This window comes from Chryseobacterium sp. SIMBA_028 (assembly GCF_046535285.1).
Lineage (GTDB): Bacteria > Bacteroidota > Bacteroidia > Flavobacteriales > Weeksellaceae > Chryseobacterium.
The window spans coordinates 174,419-189,884 of the sequence record NZ_JAWRWZ010000009.1; the positions used below are offsets into that span (position 1 = coordinate 174,419).

At 35.4% G+C, this 15,466-nt stretch carries 13 protein-coding genes and 1 other RNA gene; 4 read left to right on the forward strand and 10 right to left on the reverse strand.

Annotated features, from left to right (window positions below; translation table 11 throughout):
* Positions 1 to 28 precede the first annotated feature (28 nt).
* Genes coaE through ruvB form a run of 4 tightly spaced genes read right to left on the reverse strand, consistent with a single transcriptional unit; the run spans position 29 to position 3,215 of the window.
* Positions 29 to 655, reverse strand: a complete 627-nt coding sequence (coaE, locus tag SCA31_RS13690) for a dephospho-CoA kinase (RefSeq protein ID WP_410697548.1) — start codon at positions 653 to 655, stop codon at positions 29 to 31.
* Positions 656 to 664: 9 nt separating this feature from the next.
* A complete protein-coding gene (locus tag SCA31_RS13695; RefSeq protein ID WP_410697549.1) occupies positions 665 to 1,531 on the reverse strand; it encodes an MBL fold metallo-hydrolase in 867 nt (288 codons plus the stop codon).
* A gap of 13 nt (positions 1,532 to 1,544) precedes the next feature.
* Positions 1,545 to 2,156 (reverse strand): FMN-binding negative transcriptional regulator, encoded by a 612-nt coding sequence (locus SCA31_RS13700; protein WP_410697550.1) that lies wholly within the window; start codon positions 2,154 to 2,156, stop codon positions 1,545 to 1,547.
* A 36-nt stretch (positions 2,157 to 2,192) separates the two neighbouring features.
* Entirely contained in the window at positions 2,193 to 3,215 is a 1,023-nt protein-coding gene (gene ruvB / locus SCA31_RS13705) for a Holliday junction branch migration DNA helicase RuvB (protein ID WP_109622288.1), read from the reverse strand.
* A 324-nt stretch (positions 3,216 to 3,539) separates the two neighbouring features.
* Between ruvB and hutI the strand changes: the two genes are divergently transcribed.
* The 4 genes from hutI (at position 3,540) to SCA31_RS13725 (ending at position 9,737) form a co-directional block, all read left to right on the forward strand.
* On the forward strand, positions 3,540 to 4,766 hold the full coding sequence (gene hutI / locus SCA31_RS13710) for an imidazolonepropionase (RefSeq protein WP_410697551.1): 1,227 nt from the start codon (positions 3,540 to 3,542) through the stop codon (positions 4,764 to 4,766).
* A gap of 483 nt (positions 4,767 to 5,249) precedes the next feature.
* The gene (locus tag SCA31_RS13715; protein ID WP_410697552.1) at positions 5,250 to 7,262 is read left to right on the forward strand and encodes a BCCT family transporter; all 2,013 of its coding nucleotides are present in this window, start codon (positions 5,250 to 5,252) and stop codon (positions 7,260 to 7,262) included.
* 126 nt (positions 7,263 to 7,388) lie between these two features.
* A complete protein-coding gene (gene hutG / locus SCA31_RS13720) occupies positions 7,389 to 8,312 on the forward strand; it encodes a formimidoylglutamase (protein WP_410697553.1) in 924 nt (307 codons plus the stop codon).
* 132 nt (positions 8,313 to 8,444) lie between these two features.
* Positions 8,445 to 9,737 carry an aldehyde dehydrogenase family protein gene (locus SCA31_RS13725; protein WP_410697554.1) on the forward strand — a complete coding sequence of 431 codons (1,293 nt, stop codon included), beginning with the start codon at positions 8,445 to 8,447 and terminating at the stop codon, positions 9,735 to 9,737.
* Positions 9,738 to 9,877: 140 nt separating this feature from the next.
* On the opposite strand, the gene pyk is transcribed toward SCA31_RS13725, so the two are convergent.
* From pyk to ssrA, 6 genes are all read right to left on the reverse strand, one after another.
* Entirely contained in the window at positions 9,878 to 11,323 is a 1,446-nt protein-coding gene (gene pyk, locus SCA31_RS13730; RefSeq protein WP_410697555.1) for a pyruvate kinase, read from the reverse strand.
* On the reverse strand, positions 11,316 to 11,789 hold the full coding sequence (locus tag SCA31_RS13735) for an IPExxxVDY family protein (protein WP_410697556.1): 474 nt from the start codon (positions 11,787 to 11,789) through the stop codon (positions 11,316 to 11,318). The genes pyk and SCA31_RS13735 overlap by 8 nt, the downstream gene beginning before the upstream one ends.
* Positions 11,767 to 12,531: a ribonuclease III gene (gene rnc, locus SCA31_RS13740; RefSeq protein WP_410697557.1), complete on the reverse strand. Its 765-nt coding sequence runs from the start codon at positions 12,529 to 12,531 to the stop codon at positions 11,767 to 11,769. The genes SCA31_RS13735 and rnc overlap by 23 nt, the downstream gene beginning before the upstream one ends.
* A 9-nt stretch (positions 12,532 to 12,540) precedes the next feature.
* Positions 12,541 to 13,785 (reverse strand): beta-ketoacyl-ACP synthase II, encoded by a 1,245-nt coding sequence (gene fabF, locus SCA31_RS13745; protein WP_284464935.1) that lies wholly within the window; start codon positions 13,783 to 13,785, stop codon positions 12,541 to 12,543.
* Between the two features lie 33 nt (positions 13,786 to 13,818).
* Positions 13,819 to 14,058, reverse strand: coding sequence for an acyl carrier protein (locus tag SCA31_RS13750; protein ID WP_002976354.1), 240 nt, complete (start codon positions 14,056 to 14,058; stop codon positions 13,819 to 13,821).
* 472 nt (positions 14,059 to 14,530) lie between these two features.
* Positions 14,531 to 14,929, reverse strand: a transfer-messenger RNA (tmRNA) gene (gene ssrA, locus SCA31_RS13755).
* Between the last annotated feature and the right edge of the window lie 537 nt (positions 14,930 to 15,466).

A 15,466-nucleotide genomic window follows, 5' to 3' on the forward strand; every position in this document is an offset into this window, starting at 1 on the left:
CGTTTGTATATTTAAAACCAGAAAATGATTATTCAATAGAGAAGATTACTTTTTCGGTCTGCTCTTTTAATTCTTCCAGATTTGTATTATTATAAATGATACAATCTGCCATTTTTATTTTATCCTTTTCGGGCATTTGTTTCTCCATAACAGCTTCTACTTCGCGGTAGGTTTTATTGTCCCTGTCCATTACCCTTTTGATTCGGATATTATCCTCAGCTGTTACCAGAAGAGATTTATAACATTGTCTGTTAAGTCTTAACTCAAATAATAATGCAGTTTCCTTGAAAACTAAATACTTGGTTTGCTTTTTAACCCAATCTTCAAAATCAATGCGAACAGCAGGATGAATAATTTCATTTAGTTGCTCAAGAAGATCTTTATTTTTAAAAACCTTATCGGCAACAAACTTCCTGTCATAACTTCCTTTTTCATCATAGGATGCTTCACCTAGAAGTTCCTTGATTTTAATTTTTAGATCATCATTTTCATTAACGATAGCTTTAGCCCTGTCGTCAGAATAATAAACCGGAAAACCAAATTCCTCAATAAACTTAGCAACCGTAGTTTTCCCTGAACCAATTCCTCCCGTTAAACCTATAATCTTGGGTGCGGGTGGCTCTGCCTGTTGTGCTTCTGAATGTAATTCTTCCATAATTAAAAATTAATATCCAAAAACATCATTAAAGCTGAACGTTTCATCAAGTCTTACCCCTTTTTCAGTCATTTTAAGGCTTGCCAGTTCATTATGGGCATCATGCTCAAAGAATAATAAATATTCGTTATCTACACATTGTTTCAGAAATTTTCCTTTTTCTTCCATTGTTAAAAGAGGTCTTGTATCATATCCCATCACATAGACCTGATTGATATGTCCTGCAGTAGGAATAAGGTCAGCGGCAAAAACAACCGTCTTTTCCTGATACTGAATGACAGGAAGCATTTGTTTTTCTGTATGCCCATCCACAAAAATGACATCCATTTTTAAGTCAGGAGCAAAACCATAATTTCCGGTAGTCGGAAGTGGCAAAAAGTTGAGTTGACCACTTTCCTGTATTGGAATAATGTTTTCTTTCAGGAAGCTTGCTTTCTCTCTGGGATTAGGTTCAGTTGCCCATTGCCAATGGTTTTCATTCGTCCAGAATTGAGCATTTTTAAAAGCTGGTCTGTATCCTGTTCTGTCATCATTCCATTCTATGGCACCACCGCAGTGGTCAAAGTGAAGGTGAGTAAAGAATACATCCGTAATGTCCTCCTTTACAAAACCATATTTCTTTAAGTTTTTATCCAGATTGTCATCTCCCCAAAGAGAATAGTGTCCGAAGAATTTATCATCCTGTTTGTTTCCAAGACCGCAGTCTACAAGGATCAGTTTTTTTCCGTCTTCAATGAGCATAGAACGTGTTCCCAACTCGATTAGGTTTTTTTCGTCTGCCGGGTTGGTTTTCTCCCACAGACTCTTTGGGACGACTCCAAACATGGCACCGCCATCCAGTTTAAATTTTCCACATTGTATTGGATATAGCTTCATATGTATATTTTGATTATTTCTTTATTAATTTCATTTTTTCAGCAACTTTCCGGGCATTATCATCCGATTGTTCAAGTTGTGAAATAATATTTCGAAAATCAGCTTCTTTTCTATTTTGAGATAATTTTTGCTTGATGAAAATCTCAGTGGGGTTTATTTTAATTCCAAAAGCCCCTTTCATTTCCTTTTCTACAAACTCATTTCCCATATCTTTTACCATCATAGGACACTGCTGAAATTTTTCATACTTCGATGTCAACTTATCTAAATGTGCATAAAGCTCATTATGATCCATCAACTCTACCTTTCCATAAATTTGTACTGCTTCATAGTTCCAGGTAGAAACATTAATATGGTCATACCAGCTGCTCGAAATATAAGTATGTGCCCCTAAAAAGTCACACAGTACTTCATCTCCTTCCTTTAAGCTTTTTGCCTGTGGATTAGCTCTTGAAATATGAGTTTCAATATAAACATTTTCCGGATCACTTTCATTCAACATCATCATGGAATGAGTAGCTCGGATCTTATCAACAGAAGAAATAAGTAAAGCAAAAGAATTTTCTCTGATAATTTCTCTCATCAGATTCATATCTTCACTTCTGTATAATTTTGGAACAAACATAAATAACTTGTTTTCTTAAGCCCTTAAACTTTAAAATTAAAAAAGTTCTCCCGGATTTCTGGGTCTTGAAATATTTAAATGATGATAAGCCTTGTCGGTAACCTCTCTGCCTCGTGGTGTTCTAATGATAAAACCCTCCTGAATCAGGAATGGCTCATATACCTCTTCCAGTGTTTCCGGGTTTTCTCCAATGGATGTTGCCAGTGCAGAAATACCAACAGGTTTTCCTTTGAAGTTTTCAATCATAACACGCATGATCTTATTATCCATTTCATCCAGTCCGAATTCATCTACATTCAGAGAATTCAGTGCATATTTTGTAATGTTGATCTCAATTTCTCCATTCCCTTTAATTTCAGCAAAATCACGTACCCTTCTCAATAATGCATTGGCTATTCTTGGTGTTCCCCGGCTTCTTCTTGCCACTTCAATGGCTGCATCTTCATAAATGGTTACTCCCAATACCCTTGCACTTCTTTGAATAATCATCGATAAAAGCTCAATAGAATAGTATTCCAGTCTGCTTTGAATCCCAAATCTGGCAAGCATCGGCTTAGTCAGCATACCGCTTCTTGTTGTAGCCCCCACCAAGGTAAAAGGATTTAATCCAATTTGTACGCTTCTTGCATTAGGACCAGTCTCCAGCATGATATCAATCTTATAGTCTTCCATAGCTGAATACAAATATTCTTCAACCACAGGCGAAAGACGATGGATCTCATCAATGAAAAGAACATCATTTTCTTCCAGATTAGTCAACAGACCTGCTAAGCTGCCTGGCTTATCCAATACAGGACCCGAAGTAATCTTACAGTTAACCCCAAGCTCGTTGGCAATAATATTAGCTAAAGTTGTTTTCCCCAGACCTGGAGGACCATGCAAAAGGACATGATCAAGCGCACCACCACGTCTCTTGGCAGCAGTCACAAAAACCTCAAGATTTTCCAGCGTTTTCCTCTGACCCGCAAAATCTTTAAAGCTTTGGGGGCGAATCTGTTCTTCCTGCATCAGCTCCTCTCGTGAGTAGTTTTCCTTATCTGGATGTAAAAAATCTGGCATTAATTCATTTCATTTACCTCAAAGATAACAAATTTAGGCTAAGGTTGAAATCAAGATTGATAAAAGGTGAGATTGATGTTCTGCTTAAGCCTAATATTAGTGCCAGCCTCCAGAACAGCTCATCCAAAAATGTAGTCAATTGATATATTTTAAGTATTTTTGAGAGGAAAAATAAAGTGTGAACTATCAGGAGTTGAATTTATTTACTTTGCCCGGATTCCTAAGAAATGACAAACTAAACATTGGTTTTGTCATACTGAAAGCATCTGAATATTTGAAATGATAAAACACGATAATTCATTTTCTAACCTTTAGCCTAAACTAATGAAATTAATAGGACCATTTAAGCAAGTAGTAACCCTTGCCAACTTACCTTTAAGAGGAAAACTTACCGATGAACAATTGGAAATTATTGTTGATGGAGGAATTGTAGTGGATAACAATACTATTCAGCATATCGGAAGCTTTGAAACTTTAAAAAATGAAAATCCTACCATAGAAATCGAACAGATTGACGGAGAACAGATTGTTCTTCCTGCTTTTGTAGATTCACATACTCATATCTGTTTTGGAGGAAACCGAGCCAATGATTTCGCAATGCGTAATGCAGGAAAAACATATTTGGAGATAGCGGAAAGTGGCGGAGGAATCTGGAGTTCTGTACAACACACAAGAAATGCTTCCGAAGAAGAGCTATTAAAAACCTTATTGGAAAGAATTAATTTCCTAATTGATCTTGGAATTACAACAATTGAAGTGAAAAGCGGCTACGGTCTTGATGTGGAAAATGAGTTGAAAATGCTTAGAATTATTAAAAAAGCTCAGCAGTCCACAAAAGCTACCTTAGTTCCTACGTGTCTTTCTGCTCATTTAAAACCAAGAGATTTCGAAGGAAGCAATCCTGAATATCTGGAATATATCCTTACCGAAATTTTACCAAAAGTAAAAGAAGAAAACCTAGCCAACCGTGTGGATATTTTTATTGAAAAATCAGCTTTCCAACCAGAAGAAAGCAAAGATTTTTTACTTAAAACTAAAGCTTTAGGTTTTGAGATAACTGTTCATGCTGACCAGTTTACACCGGGAAGTTCAAGAATTGCAGTAGAGGTCGGCGCAAAATCAGCAGATCATTTAGAAGCAACGATTGATGAAGATATAGAATTTTTAGCACAATCCGATACCGTTGCAACTGCTCTCCCGGGAGCAAGCCTGGGATTGGGAGAAAAATTTACACCAGCCAGAAAACTATTGGATGCAGGTGCTATTGTTGCTATTGCTAGTGACTGGAATCCGGGATCAGCTCCAATGGGGAACCTAATTACCCAGGCTTCTATATTGGCGACTTTCCAAAAGCTGACAACTGCTGAAGTATTGGCAGGGATGACTTTCCGTGCTGCATTTGCCCTTAATCTGGAAGACAGAGGAAGACTGGAAGTAGGTAAAAAAGCAGATTTTGTTACCTTTAAAACCAATAATTTCCAGAATGTACTTTATAATCAGGGAAGCCTGAAAGCTGAACATATTTATATCAACGGAACTCTTGTTGATTAAACATAGAGAACATTGATTAGCAATAGTCTTTAAAACGTATTTAGATAAATGAAAGTGGAAGAATTTTTCTTCCACTTTTTTATTTGCAAAACTTATACATCTGCTTAGAAATAGAATGAAATTAATTTTATTTTATCTTTTTTCCTAAAATCGGAGAAGCTGAAGCTAAATTTGCTTTAAAATTCAAATGAAAGAAGTATTGATAAAAGAAAAATCCTATTCATTAATATTTTGTAAATACACGCAAAAAAGTAATATGTCGAAATCATAAAGTCTGTCATATTTTTCGTATTTTATATAAGTTTCCCTATATTGTGCCCCGATTACCGTTGTTTTTTTGCTAAAAAAAGCATTTTTCTATAGTTCTTAAGTGCGCCGGAGATCCCGGAAAACCTGGATATTTTCTTCTTTCTCAGTACTTTTTTACAGCTATATCCAATACCAGGATGACTTGTCAATGCTATAAACACAAAAATAAAAAAGATGAATTTTCAAAATGTTAGATCTACTTTTAATAAAGGGGTCACTATTCCGAGTTTAATTTTTATTATAGGAACCTGTTTTCTTTCAGCTGTTTATCCAAAGCCGACAGAGAAAATTCTGAATGAAATTAAAGAATTCATATTTATTAATTTAAATTGGGTGTACGTCTGGGCAGTGACTTTGTTTGTTATTTTCTTAGTATACCTGTTATTTAGTAAATATGCCAGTATTAAATTGGGAGCTAATGACAGTAAACCCGAATACTCCTTTTTTTCATGGATTTCAATGCTTTTTGCTGCAGGGATGGGAATTGGGTTAATATATTTTAGCGTTGCAGAACCAATGCAACACTATTCCTCCGAAGTTTTCGCAGATAATCATTATGTAAGCAGAGCAAAACAAGCTCAGCTCTATACTTTTTTTCACTGGGGTATTCATGCCTGGGCTATCTATGGAGTGGTAGGACTTTCATTATCTTACTTTGCTTATCGTTATAGGCTTCCTCTTTCACTTAGAAGTTGCTTTTATCCTTTATTAAAAGATAAAATTAATGGAAAGTGGGGGAATGCCATTGATGTATTTGCACTTTGCTGTACTTTTTTTGGAATTACCACTACATTAGGGTTTGGTGTTGTTCAGATCAGTTCAGGGCTTAATATACTTCATATTACTCCTGAAAATAGTTTTATGTATCAGGTTATTATTGTTGTTATTCTTATTTCTCTTTCCGTTATTTCTGCGATTTCAGGAGTCGGTAAAGGAGTGAAATTACTGAGTAATATTAACGTGGTTAGTGTTATTGCTTTGTTATTGTTTGTATTAATATTAGGGCCAACGGTTTATCTGATCGGAAGTTTTACAGAGGGATTGGGAAATTATATTAATAACTTTTTCAATCTTACTTTCAATACCCATGTTTACGAAAAAAATGCATTACCATGGTTTTATGACTGGACAATTCTGTATTGGGCATGGTGGATTTCATGGTCTCCATATGTAGGATTATTTATTGCCCGAATTTCCAAAGGAAGAACAATCAGAGAGTTTATTCTGGCAGTTTTGATATTACCTACATTATTCAACTTTATCTGGATGTCGGTATTTGGTAACAGCGCCATATGGTTTGATTTAAATATTGCGAACGGCCAGTTAAGCCAGTTTGCGTCAGATCCTGATGCATTAATGTTCCGGTTTTTAGAATATATGCCTTTTTCATCCTTTACAGGTTTCTTTGTAATCCTTATCATTATCATCTTTTTTGTGACGTCGGCAGACTCCGGAATATTTGTAATGAACAGTATTGCAACCAAGAATGCCAGCAAATCTCCCAAATGGCAGATTGTATTCTGGGGTGTTTTATTAGCTGTTCTTTCCCTTTTACTACTCAATGCAGGAGGATTAAAAGCACTTCAAAGCATGACCTTAATTACTGCATTGCCTTTCTCAATCATTGTACTTTTATTTATCGTAAGCCTGATGAAAGGACTAATTATAGACCAAAAATATTATGACAGAAACTTTTCAGCTTCCACAGTTCCGTGGTCAGGCGAATTCTGGAAAGAACGATTAAAAAATATTGTTTCCTTTAAAGATAATTCCTCGGTAGACCACTTTATTCAGATAAAAGCAAAAGATGCATTTTCAGATTTGAAAGATGAATTTGCAGCCAATGGAATTGAAGCCAAAATAAACCACTACGATACTCCTGTCAGAATAGAAATAGAAATTCATCAGGGAGTAGTCAACAATTTTATTTATGGAATTGAAAATAGGGTAAAAGTAGTTTCTGAATACGTTGTAAATGAAGAAAATCTTCCGGATTTAGATGACAATAAAACACACTACCCAAGATCTTATTTTGGAGATGGCAGAGAAGGATATGATGTACAGTATTTTACCAAGAATGAATTGATTTCCGATGTATTGAAACACTATGAAAGGTTTCTGGAAATTATCTCAGAAGAACGAAATGAAATGTTCATCAGCAGTAATGCCAATGAGAAAAAGAATTAAAATATGATGTATTGCTCTTATAATGAGTTGTTTGTATAATAAGTGAAAGGAGTTTTTTTATATAAACAATATTAATTAGCTTTACTGGATATAATGATGTGACTAAAATTGAATTTTTAAAGAATTATGCTTCAAAATATTTGGCAGGGTAGATTGGATGGAGAAGAGCTTCTCTTCCACAGACTATTTCAGAGAGTAAAAGAAGAACACAATTACGACAATATTTCAACGGGTGATTTCGTTTTGCACGGTTTTGCTGTTGATGAAGGGGTAAGGCGGAATAAAGGTCGTCAGGGAGCAAAAGAAGCTCCGGATGTGATCAGGAAAAATATGTCCAACTTCCCGGTGATTCTTCCGGATTTCAAACTACTGGATTTTGGTAATGTTACCTGTGAAGACGGTAACTTAGAAAATACCCAGAATAATCTTGCTAAAAATGTATCCAAGGTACTTTTAAAAGGAGGTAAATCCCTAGTGCTTGGTGGAGGACATGAAGTAACCTATGCCCATTATTTAGGCATAAAAACGGCTTTTCCGGAACAAAAAATCGGGATCATTAATATAGATGCCCATTTTGATAACAGACAGCCGGAAAAAGGAATCGGACCAAGCTCAGGAACCGGATTCTGGCAGATTGCGCAGGATGGACCGATCAATTCCCTGCATATCGGAATTCAAAGGAACTCCAATACTCTAAAGCTTTTTGATACTGCCCATCAATACGGGATGAAATATGTTCTTGCTGATGAAGTATTCTTTGAAAATTTAGCATCAATTTATCAGCGCATTGATGAATTGATAAATAATGTAGATTTTGTTTATCTCACCATTTGTATGGATGTTTTTAATGCTTCTATTGCTCCCGGAGTTTCAGCTTCAGCATATAATGGTATCTTTGCAGATACAGCTTTTATGCATTTTTATAAACATATCTTAAAAAATAAAAAATTGGTTGCACTGGATGTAGCAGAAGTCAACCCGTCATTCGATATTCAGGATAGGACGGCGAGACTGGCAGCTTGTCTGGTGAATGAATGGCTAATGATGTAACAAGTATATTCTTCCGATAGAGAAAATCATTATTTTATTTATCCTTAAGGAACAGAATTTGCAGACTTTATCGTGCTTTTAAAGAAAAGCACTCATAAATTCATTAGCTGAATTTAAAACAGAAATTATATTATGGAACAATTAATTGAAAACAAGCTTGTTAAAGCGGATAATGCGTTTTCAGTGTGGAGAAAAGTGCCGTTTGAGGAAAGGCAGAAGTTAATTGCCAAAGCAGCAGAAATTTTAAAAAATAATTCAGAGAAGTTTGGGAGGATCATTACCACTGAAATGAATAAGCCAATTACGGAATCAATTGCTGAGGTAGAGAAATGTGCTTTAATGATGAATTATTATGCAGATGCTGATAATGTTTTAAAACCCGAAAAAGTTCAATCTGAATTTGCTTATTCTGAAGTTCATTATGTTCCGAAAGGTGTAATTTTAGGAGTGATGCCTTGGAACTTTCCTTTCTGGCAAGTTTTAAGGTTTGCTACACCTGCAATTTTATCAGGAAATACAGTCGTTTTAAAGCATGCTTCAATATGTTTTGGAAGTGGAAATGCCATTGAAGAAGCATTCCGTGAAGCTGGATTTCCAGACGGCGTTTTTCAGAACCTTGAAGTAGGGCATAAAGCAGTAAAAGAAATCCTTGAGCATGATGTTGTAAAAGGGGTAAGTCTTACAGGCAGTGGGAAAGCTGGGGGAGAAGTAGCTTCAATAGCAGGTTTAAATATCAAAAAATCTTTACTTGAACTAGGTGGAAGTGATGCTTTTATCATTTTTGATGATGCAGATCTGGAGCAAGCAGCAAAGTCTGGAGTAAAATCAAGACTACAAAATTGTGGACAAACTTGTACGGCTGCAAAAAGATTTATTATTGATGAAAAGATTGAAGATAAGTTTTTACCAATATTCATTGAAGAATATAAAAAATATGAAATTGGTGATCCTTTACATAAGGAAACTAACTTAGCAGGAATGGCAAGACCAGACCTGGCTGACGAACTGGAAGCTCAATTCAACAGAGCGTTGGAAAATGGAGCAGAAATCATTATTCCTTTAGAGAGAATTTCCGAAAACGAGTTTATACCAGGTTTAATCAGAGTTAAGGAGGGTAACCCAATTCTAAAAGAAGAGCTTTTCGGACCTCTTGGAATGGTTATGACTGCTAAAAATGATGAAGAAGCTTTACGAATAGCGAATGATATTCCTTTCGGACTTTCCAATTCTGTTTGGACGAAGAATGTAGAGCGTCAAATATTCTTTATCGAAAACCTTGAATCTGGAACAGTAAATATCAACAGAATGACAAGTTCAGATCCACGTTTTCCATTCGGTGGAAGCAAGGCTTCAGGATACGGAACCGAGCTTTCTTTACTGGCATTAAAAGAGTTTGTAACGGCAAAAACTATTGTTGGAAATTAATTCGTACAATGATCATGTAAAAAGTATTGGTAATACAGATTTACTTAATAAATAAAAGACTCCCGAAAAGTAATTTTCGGGAGTCTTTTTATATTGAATAAAGCAATTTCGCGATTCTACGATTTTGCTTTTCGTTTATATTAAACTGTTGTTAATCTCAACGTATTTGTTTTTCCACCTTCATATGATGGCGTTGCATTAATGTTGATTACAAAGTCACCTGTTTCAATATACCCATAATTATGCGTTAACATATTTACCTGAATAATGGTTTCGTCAGTAGACTTTTTCATATCATAGTAGTAAGCGTGAACACCCCAAAGAAGATTCAGCATAGTGATCACTCTTTTGTTTCCACTGTATACAATAATCTGAGAGTTTGGTCTGTGAGCTGCTAGCTGGAAAGCTGTATACCCCGAATGAGTAAGCGTTACAATAGCAGACACATTGGTTGTCTTAGCAATTCTTACCGCAGCAAGACATACTCTATTCGTAATGAATCTTTCATCGATACAGTTGTAGTCTTTTTCAATCGGTTCATTCTTGTGCTGATAGAAATGAGTGGTTTCAATGTTTTTCACAATTTTAGCCATGTTTTCTACAACCTGTACCGGATATCTTCCTACAGAAGTCTCACCGGAAAGCATTACAGCATCAGCACCATCCAATACAGAGTTAGCAACGTCGTTTACCTCTGCTCTTGTTGGTGTTAAACTGTTAATCATTGTTTCCATCATCTGGGTAGCAATAATTACTGGTTTAGAATAGAATCTTGCCTTTTCTACCAGATTTTTTTGGATCGCAGGAACTTCTTCCATTGGAACTTCAACTCCAAGGTCACCACGGGCAACCATTAATCCGTCACATTCCAGTAAAATTTCTTCAATATTTTTAACCCCTTCAGGCTTTTCAATCTTCGCAATAATAGGAGTTTTGAATTTACCGTTTGGATGTTTTGAAATTAAATCTTTCAGGTCAATGATATCTTGTGCATGACGTACGAAAGAAAGAGCGATCCAATCCACTTCCATATCAAGCATGAAGTTAGCATCTTGGATATCTTTTTCTGTCAATGCAGGAAGAGATACAACTGTATTAGGCAAGTTTACTCCTTTTTTAGAACTTAGTGGCCCACCTTGGATTGTTTTAGCCTTTACAGTATCTATTTCATTGGTTTCAGTAACCTCTAATACCAGTTTACCATCATCAATAAGGATTCTTTCACCTACTTTTACGTCCTGTGGGAACTGTTGATAGGTCATATATACCTTAGTAGAGTCACCCTCTATCTTTTCATTGGTGAAAGTAAGAATATCTCCAGGATTTAGGTAAGAACCCTCCTTTACAACACCTACTCTTAGTTTAGGCCCCTGAAGGTCTCCCAAAATACCCACTGAATAACCATACTCATTATTGAGCTCCCTAATTATTTCAATATTTTTTCGAACTAAGTCGTAATCTGCATGTGAAAAATTTATTCTGAAAATATCAACACCCGCTTTCATTAAATCTAACATCACCTCCTTCGATGACGAAGCAGGGCCTAGTGTTGCGATAATTTTTGTCTTCTTTAAATACTTATTCATAATACTGGATAATTTGATAAAGTTCCTCATCAGAACTCAGTGTATAATCTTGAATTGGAAACACAAGATTTTCAGGGAGCAAAATTACGGAAAAATCAGGAAACTGTTCCGAACTATGTAGAATATATTCCACATCTACCTGATTATTTAATAAAAATTTAATGTTTTCTTCTTCTGTAAACAGTTCGGTTTGAACTTTTTTTTGCTTACTTTCAGAAGATTTATTTGAAATAAAGGTAAAGCAGGTCTTGGAAAACTTGTGATAGCCCTCATATCTTGGAAAAAAATAGTCATAATAATCCCCGTGAAAGACAAGATCTTTTTTTCTTGAAAAAGTGAGGTTGTTATTTTGATTTATTTTATAGAAAAACTCATGAGCGGGTATATCTTTTGCTAATCTTACCAATCCTATGGCAATATCTTCAAATTCTATATCATCAAGATCATAAAGTTTTTGAATTTCCAAGTATATTTTCTTTCTTATTTAAAATATAAAATGCCCTTTGTGCAGCTTTTTCTTCTGCTTTTTTCTTGGAAGTTTCTGATGCATTGGCAATCTTTTCTTCTCCCAACCATACATGACATCGGAATACAATGGCTTTATTGGCCTGTATTTCCTCACAAGTTTCGTACTTTATGTTTACCTTCTTCTTTTGGCTCCATTCAAGTAGGAGGCCTTTGTAGCTTACAATTTTGTTTTCAAGCTTGTTAATCTCGGATGGAGTCAAAAGTTTTTCCAAAATGATTCTTTTGCAAGCATCATAATGGAAGTCCAAATATACAGCACCGATTAGGGCTTCAAATAAGTTTCCGGAGATATTTTCCCCTAAAGCCGAAGAATTATTCTGCTTCTGCAGAAGACTGGTAAGCTTAAGGTCTTCTCCTAATTTATTGAGATTTTTCCTATTAACAATCTTAGATTTCATCTGTGTCAGGTACCCTTCATTGGCTTGAGGGTAAGTCTGGAACAAATGACAAGATATAATTGTACCCAAAACAGAATCTCCCAAAAATTCAAGCCTTTCGTAATTGCTGTCTTGATTTTTAGAAGAATTTTTTAAAGAAAAAGCTTCACGATAAAGAGCAATATTTTGTACCTCTGTACCTAGAACTTTTTTAAGCTCGGTACTGAGAAAATAATCTCTTTCCGTTAATTGTCTTTTTCTTTTTTTGAGAAGGAATTTAGAAAAGTATTTCTGTAACTCCATTCATTGAATTTAGATTTTCTTAAATAGAACGCAAGCGTTATGCCCGCCAAATCCAAAAGTATTGCTCATGGCTACTTTTACATCTTTCTTCACAGCAGTGTTAAACGTAAAGTTTAGTCTGCTGTCAATATTTTCATCATCAGTAAAATGGTTGATGGTAGGAGGAACAGTACCATGAATAATAGTTCCTAATGCAGCGATAGCTTCAATAACACCTGCAGCACCTAAAAGGTGACCAGTCATTGATTTTGTAGAATTAATTTGAATGTCAAAGGCATGCTCGCCTAGTAATTTTGAAATTGCATTAGATTCTGCGATGTCTCCTAATGGAGTAGAGGTACCATGCATATTGATATGATCTACTTCATCAGCAGTTAAACCTGCATCTTCCAGACAACTTTTCATTACGAGATAAGCGCCAAGACCTTCGGGGTGTGGAGCGGTCATGTGATGTGCATCAGCACTTAAACCACCTCCTAGTAATTCTGCATAAATTGTTGCACCACGCTTTACTGCGTGCTCATATTCTTCAAGAATAATGGTTCCTGCACCTTCACCTAGTACAAAGCCATCTCTGTCTTTGTCAAAAGGTCTTGAAGCTGTTTTTGGATCATCATTTCTTGTAGAAAGTGCCATCATTGCATTAAATCCACCGACACCACTTGCCGTAACGGCGGCTTCAGAGCCTCCGCATACAATTACATCTGCTTTTCCTAATTGGATCAGCATTTTGGAATCGATTATAGCATTTGCTGAAGAAGCACATGCAGATACAGTCGTATAATTGGGTCCATGGAAACCATATTCAATAGAAATATGTCCAGGAGTGATATCCGCAATCATTTTTGGAATAAAGAATGGGTTGAATCTCGGAATTTCCGTATTAGCCCAACCTAAAACTTCTGTTTCAAAAGTCTCTAAACCTCCGATTCCGGAACCCCAGATTACACCGACTCTGTTTTTATCCACATTGTCTTCCATAATTCTGGAATGTGCTACTGCTTCTCTAGCGGCAACAAGTCCCAATTGAGTATTTCGGTCCATTTTTTTAGCTTCTTTCTTATCGAAATGCTGTAATGGATCGAAATTTTTAACCTCGCAAGCGAACTTTGTTTTAAAGTTTGTGGCATCAAAAAGAGTAATCGGAGCGGCTCCGCTCTCACCTTTCACAAGATTTTCCCAGTATTCTTTTGCATTATTTCCAATTGGTGTTATTGCTCCAAATCCGGTTACAACTACTCTTTTTAATTCCATAAACTTTGTTTAATTTCTTTTTGTTGAAGAATATTATTTATTTACTACTTCTTCGATGTAAGCGATAGCGTGTCCTACAGTAGTAATTTTTTCAGCTTGATCATCAGGGATTTGAATGTTAAATTCTTTTTCAAATTCCATGATTAGTTCAACTGTATCTAGTGAATCAGCTCCTAAATCGTTAGTGAAGCTAGCTTCAGGAGTTACTTCTGTTTCTTCAACGTCAAGCTTATCAGCGATGATAGCTTTTACTCTTGATGCAATGTCTGACATAGTAAATTATTTTTTTTAATTGTTAGATGGTGCAAATATATAAAATTCTTTACGATAAAACATTTTTTTAGTCTTTTTTGTGGACAGGGAGCTGTCATTTTAGGTTAGGTAGCTTTAGTGTTTTAGTTTTCAGCTATTTATATTTCAATGTATTATAGAGGATTAATTTTTATTTTCTATTTAGCTGACTTATTTAAGGGGTGAAATGTTTAAAAGTGGTTGGTTTTGATTCTATTTGAGATGAAAAAGAGTCAAAAGAGAATGGTTTTCATCACTATTTAGTAGTTGTGAAAGTAAAACGCAGGCTTTTTAAGGAACTGCTTTCAATGGTTATATTAGAAAGCTGAAAATGATGATTTTTTGATAGAAATGATGTAAATCAGTTGATGAGTAATGACAATGTTAGTTGGCTTACCATGAATAATAGCGGGGATTTTAAAAATAAAAAAAACACTGAATATATCAGTGTTTTTTGTGGAGTTGGAGGGATTCGAACCCTCGTCCAAACAAGCAATACATAAGCTTTCTACATGCTTATTCTACCATTGGTTTTCGTCTGAAAGCAGAGGGCAGACACCCAACTTCCAGCTTATCTTCTGAGATTTTCGTGTTTTAGCCAAAGCATCTAAAACCTTATTTCTACATTACTATATCTCAGGATCAAACGCCGTAGAACGGAGCATTTGTGAGATATCTTGCTTCCTTACTATCTTCAGGAAAGCGCTTGAATCTTACTTTATTCGGATTAAGCTGCAAGAGCGAACTCTTCGTTGCCAGTTAAAATTTTGTAGCAAGGGATTATAGAGATCGCGCTACGGTTCTCTGCATGCTTACTTACCCATTGGTCTTGCTGTCGAAACCAGTCAACCCCATGAATTAAGTGACTGCAAAGATAGAATATTTTGTTTAAATACCATTAATACTACCGGTAGCTTTTTAAATAATAATGATGTAAAGATTAATTGTGCTTTTGGATATTCAAGAAAAAAAGTCAACATAATTATTCGTATTTAGGTTTTATTCTCTGTTTTTAAAGAGTACCCAACCCGATTGTATCACTGGTTTTTTAGTAAATCGATCTTTCCGTGACTTTTGTGCCTATAAGTTCCGGGTGTATTAATCGTTATTGATCATGTTGTGTTTCTTATTGACTATATGTTTTGAAGGTTGCTTGAAAATAAGAGGTTAAGTTTCTTCATAGTATATGATATACTTTATACTATATGATATTAGATGGAGTTGTGGGAAAAATGATGTTAAGCTATGCGCTGTGGTCAGTATTGTCATATAATAATGTCGGATCCTGAATTGAAACCAGGGTAGAGGTATTGGCTCTTTGTTGAAAACTTTAGGATTGGTAGAGAAGTAGAGTTTTCCTGAAATACACCATTAGAAAGGCATTGAGATA